We start from the raw sequence: 7180 nt of genomic DNA on the forward strand, positions 1-7180 counted from the left end.
GACTTATAAGGTTAAACATAAGTGTAGTTTAATTCACTACACTTAATGTGATTCAATAAAAATAGTTAGAGAAATGAATCTGAATCAAATTATTTTGTGTATGAGTGACTTCTCCCTAATTCTCAAAGACTTTGTAATACACATTTTCCCTAAGTTACGCAGTGAATTAGAATTCCACCGTAGGTTAGCCAAAGGGGGTATTAAACCGGATGGAACTCCTTTTATAAATAAACGCACAGGTAAACCCTATTTAGCAACTACCCAGTTAACCCATGTATTAGTGGGTCTAACTGCACTAGTAAGATTTCTCAATTATCTAGACCAAAACTCTCTGTTGTCATCTGGAGCAAAGGTCACAGAATCGGATTTTCGCCGCGTTTGCGCCTTATTTGCTCTCCATGATTTACATAAAGATGATTATCTTGCTCGCGAAGTAAAACAGAAAGAAACTTCCATCCAACCCGTATTGATGTTAGAAATTGCTAATCAAGTATCCTTAACTGAATGGTTAAATAATGACGATTTAAATGGCTATGAATATCGTGAAGCAATGATTCATCTGAGTGATACAACTCATGGCGATCGCAAATATTGTCGTGCTGAAATCAACTACGAAAAACTCTATAGCCTAGTAAGATTAGCAGATGCGATGGCATCCATACAAACTCTAGAAGAGGGAACAAATAGTTTAAAAAACCGGATAAAGGATTTTGCTAGAAGTTTAAAAAACATTCATTTTTATTACCATAAAATAGACGATTATCGAGGATTAAGTACTAACTTATACCACCAATCAGTGGCTAAAACTTTACAAGAGAAATACAATTTCTATCCCCTAATATTTTTTGAAAATGGAACGATTTATATTGGCGAAAAAGATACACAATCATTTGATAAAGACAGCTTCATTAGTTCTGTCTATAATGAGTTTAACGAGTCTTTAAGCCAATTAGGTAAAGTCTCAAATGACGAGCTACAATACAATGCTACGTATCAAATATTTGAGAAATATATATTTGCTTTTTCGGGAATAAAACAACAATTAGAATATCTCAAAAATAATGTTATTCCTAGAGGTAAGTCTAGAACTAAAACGGACTGGTTTGAAGATTTTCTCAAGAAAAGATTTAGTGAAAATAAGAAATTTATTACTACTTTTAAAGATAAAGAAAATTTCTTAGAAATATTTAAGATTACTGATGATCAAAACAATCAGGAAGATTTTGCAGAGAAATGGAAAGCTGTCAGTAGTTATTTAGGGGGTTTGTTAAATTTACTCAGAGATGTTTATCTTGCTCCTGATAATACCTGGCAGAAAACAATTGAATTTATGGGCAATTTTTTAGATATACCCAGAGATATAATATCTAACATTTTTGATAATGTTTCCACGTTGAAGCAATGGGGACCACCTGAATTTAGTCACCTTTTAGCTTATCACTATCTTCATAGTTTCAAGCATCAAAATCAAAGTGCTTCCACCGTTCCTCTTCTGGAAATATTAGAACATTTAAATCAGCAATTATTGTCAAAATTAGAAACTGACATTGGAGAAGCGGATAATCAAGAAAAAAGGAAAAACTATGTAGAGGATGAATTAGCATTTAGTTTTGATACCCATCAGTTTTTAAGCAAAAATTTAGTTTTAAGTTGGGAAGAAAAACAAGAGATAGAAGCTGATAGTTTAACAGTTATCACAGCTAAAAATAAGACAGGTTCCCCAGCAAAATTATGTAGCTTATGTAACCGAGTAATTACTTCTAAAATGAAATCCTCGCCGATTAAAGCAGATATGATTGAGGATGGAATCAAAGAGTTTTCTAACCGGTTACTACCTAAAACTAAGGATGTGAGTTCACGGTTATGGTGTCCCCAGTGCTATTTGGAATGGATGATTAGAAAATTATCCGGATTAGGTTATGCACCTCAAGCTGAAGCCAATAATTCGGCGAGATTATACTTTTTCATTTTACCTAATCCAATTATTACTCCGGAGTTATTAGATGTGTTAAGAAATGAGTTAAACTTATTAAGAAGAACCTCTGTTGTAGTCAAACAATATGGTAAACACGGTGCCAAAAGTATTCCCAGAATTTGGTTAGAGAACAAAGATATTTCATCTGAAGGTGAAGGAAGAATTTGGCTCGAAGAGGTTTTAAACAGTTTAGCAGAAGAGACTAGTCGACAAACAAAAAATCATCAAAGGATACCCGGTAATTATTTGCTAGGATCTAACAGCTACTCTGATGATGAGTATTTAGATGATGATGATTACTCGGATGATGATCCAGAAATAAATAATGACCATCATCGTTTAGCCAGCAACTTTCTAATTTTCAGTTTAGAATCATCAAGCTATAACGAACCAATCAAAAAATCTGAACTTTGGATGAGAGGTCTTTTAACTGCTCTAGTGTTACAGGATCTATTGGGAATGCGAGTTTATTTAACCGATAGACCCTATCTTCCTGTTGCCTATTTAGACCAAATTACTAACGCTTTGGAAATAGATGGAGAGCATATAGCATTACGTTCGTTATTCAATGCTAAGGAAGAATTATCTTCTAATAAACTAAGTTTAAGAGGTGTTAATGTAGATGAATTACTAGATAGAATCTCAGCTTTATGGGTGATTAACGAAACTTTAAATGATGAGGAAAAATTCATTGCTAACTGTTTGCAAGAGATCAATCAAAATGAGCTGGCTGGTGCAAGATTTTTTGCCGATTATGATCGAAAAAAAGAGTTTAAACCTAACTCTGTGTTTACTCTGGCTTGTCATATTATTCTCGACAGTTTTGAAAAAAAGGATAATGCTTATTCTATGACTCTCAAAAATTTAGCGGAAACAATAGCTATTCAATCTTTAGATTTGTTTTTACCTTTTTCCGAGTCTGATGGTAAAGGAAAGGCTAATCGCTATGAAAAGACCTATCGCGCTGCCATTTCCACCTTGAAAGAGATCTGCCGTGAACCAAATCTTTCTAATGAAGAAATTATTGGACATATTGCGGGGAGCTTAATTAAGCAGTTAGAACGATCAACTGGAACAGGAATTGTTTTTCCCTTTCATAAAAAGGAGGAAGAAAAAAATCAACTAGCCCAAACATTTGCCCAAACTATCGTAATCAATTTATTTGAACAACGATGCAACAGGAGTTTTTCTCTTCTGAGTCGTTATGAAAATAAGTTAGCCGATGGAGTTTTCTTTTACACTAGTGTCCATTTGAGTTCTGTATGGGCTAAAAGGAAAAATAACTCTCAAGTTGACGAGTCAAGTTGACAAGATCACTGAATACCCATCAATTTTTGAGGATAAGCATATCCGAATAATTATCGGACTGCTCAACTAAAAGTTCAAAAGTTAATTATTGTTAGGAGATTTAACCATGAAATTTACCAGTTTAACTAAGTACCAACGCTATTTTCATGAATCCATTCCGGTATTTCGTCAAAACAAATATATTCAAATTGTAGTGTTAAGAGAAACCAAGTCCCATGCCATTTTTACCACCGAAGGTGATACTTTAGATACGGAAATATTACAAGCAGGATATAGTTCTAAAAATGCTACTCAAAAGTTAGATAGAGTAGTAATGTTTAAACGCAAACAAATTGCATCAGAAAGACGTACTGGTAAAGCTCTTTTACGTCAATTTGGACTAGTGGCAATAGGAGATGATAATGAAAATAAAAAATCCAAACAAGAGCAAAAGGTAGAATCATGTTATTTAATGGATGGAATGTGTGGGGAATGCCCAGATTGTACTTTATATGGTTTTGCTGCGGTTAAGGGGGAGTCTTCTCAAAAGTCTCGTGTTTTAACAGATTCTTCATTTAGTTTACGGAGTTATAGTAAGATTCAAAAAATGGTTAAACTTAATGCCATTCAAGACAAAACCAAAGGTGGTGTTAGTGGTTCAGCATTTGCGGAAAAAGATACTTTAATTCCCCAGATTTTTTTGCCCTGTGTAGAAACATTGGTTGATGTTACTCCTGCTGAATTTATGTATGTTTTGGGTAATATTTTACAAACTACTCGTTATGGAGCTGAGTCTAATCGTCAAGGTTATATTCGCAATCACCTGGTGGCAATTAGTTTTGGTAATGTGGAAAAATTGTCTAATCTTGATTTAAGCCAAAGACTATATGACAAGTTATCCCCAGAAGGTCACATCAATGATATTTTGGATTTGGGTAATTTTATTAACAATGATCGACAGACTGGTAATATTTTTGATGTTGTTAATGAAGTTCTAACTGAGTTACCTGGCCATAGTCAGGCAATGTCATCAGAGGACTTAAAACTTTTAGTTGAGGAATTTAATTCGATTTTTAGTGATTTAGAAAATTGCCAAAATTTCTTAACTGGTCTTGATGCTGCATCTCGCCAGTATGCCAAATCTAAGGGTAAAAGTTGAAAAATTGGAGTAATAGAGTAATGGAAGTTTACCGCTATTTTCTTCAATTTGAAGACTATGTTTTTTATGCCACTACGGAAAGGGGTAAAGTATTTGAAACTGGCTGGTTTATACACAATTATTCCATAAGTTATGCCTTAAATTTGGCGCGTTCTCATTATAGAGAAGAGGGACAAAAACCCAGTTATAAGCGAGATTTAGCTCCTATTAATGAGGCAGGAATTTATTTAACTCCAGCACAGGTTTTAGATAATACTCGATATTGTATCAACCAGTTTAATACCATGGATGAGACGTTTACTCTAACCCGTGGTAAGTCCTTAGGTTATCCCGCTTGGGGTTTTGCTAAGATGTTTCGTCCTATTTCTCAGAAAACTGTTATTTCTAGACCCAATCAGTTTCTTGCTAATGCATTTGGTTATTTAATCTGTCAAGACTCTTTAATTACGAGTATGGAAAGATTAAGTAATATCTATGATGCTGAAGTCAGCATACTACCGATTCAGTACCTGCGGTTGGGGAAATTTATGGCTAAGGTCAAGATGACTTTAAAAAAAGCCACTTCTGTAAATTTGGTTAATAATTCTAAAACAGTTAATGGAATGCTTAACTGGTCTGATTTGGTTACTAAACCTCAGCTCTTTGATTTAATTGCTTCAGCCTTACCCACTCGTTTATTAGAGAATGGTAAGTATTTGGTCTCTACTCGTCTATTAGAGGTTAAATTTGCTGATGATGAGGTGATTTATTTACCGAGTGATATGAATTACTTGGCTGCTCTGTAGAGGGATTTCTGCGAGTTGTCTGGGTTCTGGAGTTCATCTTTTAGGCTAATCATCTCTGAAGCTTTTGATTTGATTAGCTTTTTCTACTCCCGGTACTGGTTTCTTGTCTCGCATTTTTTAAAGGTTTGCTGTATGGTGGTTTGACTCGTTTTTCCCTGTACTTTCGTTCTACTCTTTTATGGTATATTCTATGTTAGCTCAATTCGCCTCGCAATATGTCTCTCTAGGCTACCTGCTGCAATGGTTTGGGCGATCGCCGTTCAAATTTAGACTTATCTCCATAGGAGATTGAAACGTGGATTATTAAATTCATTGAAATCAAGAGATTGATTAGGTTCAAATTTAGACTTATCTCCATAGGAGATTGAAACCCGCATTCTTTCCTCCTCTTTCTTGCGTCTTCTTTCCGCGTTCAAATTTAGACTTATCTCCATAGGAGATTGAAACTTGGTAAAATAATTGGTTTTGCTGAGCTTACAGATTGTTCGTTCAAATTTAGACTTATCTCCATAGGAGATTGAAACTCTGTTCCTTCTTATTTGGTCGATGATGTTAAAAGTTCAAATTTAGACTTATCTCCATAGGAGATTGAAACGATATACGACTCCTTTTGCTGACCAACCACTACAATCCAGTTCAAATTTAGACTTATCTCCATAGGAGATTGAAACACTCTTCTAATACAGGTCTCAAGGTCGTTTCCACAAGTTCAAATTTAGACTTATCTCCATAGGAGATTGAAACTTAACTTTTAATGGGTGGGCGACCACTCTTTCCATTGTGTTCAAATTTAGACTTATCTCCATAGGAGATTGAAACCGAGCTGGGCTTTATTCATCTTTTTGTGGCTGGTCTCGTTCAAATTTAGACTTATCTCCATAGGAGATTGAAACCAGATCTCCGCATCACTTGTATGAACAGAGAATGTGTTCAAATTTAGACTTATCTCCATAGGAGATTGAAACACGTTCAGGTTATTTCATCTACATATAGTTATTTAAGTATCTGTTCAAATTTAGACTTATCTCCATAGGAGATTGAAACCCTTGCGTTTACCTGGAAAAATTGTTTCCATATTTAGTTCAAATTTAGACTTATCTCCATAGGAGATTGAAACGGTGTAAAACCAATGTCTGAGTCTGCTCCCGTTGGTTCAAATTTAGACTTATCTCCATAGGAGATTGAAACTAAACCCCAGGAAATAATGGATATTAAAACCGGTAGAAGTTCAAATTTAGACTTATCTCCATAGGAGATTGAAACTAAGTTGAGAAGGGGGTCTCTCTAGTTGAAGCTCAGTGTTCAAATTTAGACTTATCTCCATAGGAGATTGAAACCGGTTCCGGTAAACCTGTTAGTGCATTAATTGATATAATCGTTCAAATTTAGACTTATCTCCATAGGAGATTGAAACGTGTCCCTTCCGAGCTAGGAGACCCCGTATAAAGCAGTTCAAATTTAGACTTATCTCCATAGGAAATTGAAACAAGAGGAGTACGTGTTTTTCCTGGATCCATACAATAGCGTTCAAATTTAGACTTATCTCCATAGGAGATTGAAACTTTCCCATCCAAAGAGCCTGGATCTCGAAATACGACCGGGTTCAAATTTAGACTTATCTCCATAGGAGATTGAAACCTAGTCCGGGAAAACCAAGGATTTTGATTATCTGGTGCGTTCAAATTTAGACTTATCTCCATAGGAGATTGAAACAAAACGCCGTGGCACAAAACTAGAGGGTAATCTAGGAACAGGTTCAAATTTAGACTTATCTCCATAGGAGATTGAAACTGGTTGTCCAAAGGTAATTAAAGTCAATTCTATATCAGGATAAACTGGTTCAAATTTAGACTTATCTCCATAGGAGATTGAAACTCAGCTCCAGCAGCTTTATCTATAGCTTTAGATATATCAGTGTTCAAATTTAGACTTATCTCCATAGGAGATTGAAACCCACATTCCGCACCCTAAGCT

The 7180-nt window shown here is 35.0% G+C and carries 3 protein-coding genes and 1 CRISPR repeat array; all 3 genes read left to right on the forward strand.

All coding sequences use genetic code 11. From position 1 onward, the window contains the following. Positions 1-73 precede the first annotated feature (73 nt). The 3 genes from cas10d (at position 74) to cas5d (ending at position 5206) form a co-directional block, all read left to right on the forward strand. Positions 74-3283, forward strand: coding sequence for a type I-D CRISPR-associated protein Cas10d/Csc3 (gene cas10d, locus ASL19_RS07305; RefSeq protein ID WP_057177813.1), 3210 nt, complete (start codon positions 74-76; stop codon positions 3281-3283). A 106-nt stretch (positions 3284-3389) separates the two neighbouring features. Next, a complete protein-coding gene (gene cas7d, locus ASL19_RS07310) occupies positions 3390-4421 on the forward strand; it encodes a type I-D CRISPR-associated protein Cas7/Csc2 (RefSeq protein ID WP_057177814.1) in 1032 nt (343 codons plus the stop codon). A gap of 20 nt (positions 4422-4441) precedes the next feature. Then, positions 4442-5206 carry a type I-D CRISPR-associated protein Cas5/Csc1 gene (gene cas5d, locus ASL19_RS07315; protein ID WP_057177815.1) on the forward strand — a complete coding sequence of 255 codons (765 nt, stop codon included), beginning with the start codon at positions 4442-4444 and terminating at the stop codon, positions 5204-5206. A gap of 258 nt (positions 5207-5464) precedes the next feature. After that, a CRISPR array of direct repeats spans positions 5465-7159; the repeat unit is 37 nt; unit sequence GTTCAAATTTAGACTTATCTCCATAGGAGATTGAAAC. Positions 7160-7180: the final 21 nt, after the last annotated feature.

Origin of the sequence: Cylindrospermopsis sp. CR12, from assembly GCF_001432185.1 — a bacterium.
Lineage (GTDB): Bacteria > Cyanobacteriota > Cyanobacteriia > Cyanobacteriales > Nostocaceae > Raphidiopsis > Raphidiopsis raciborskii.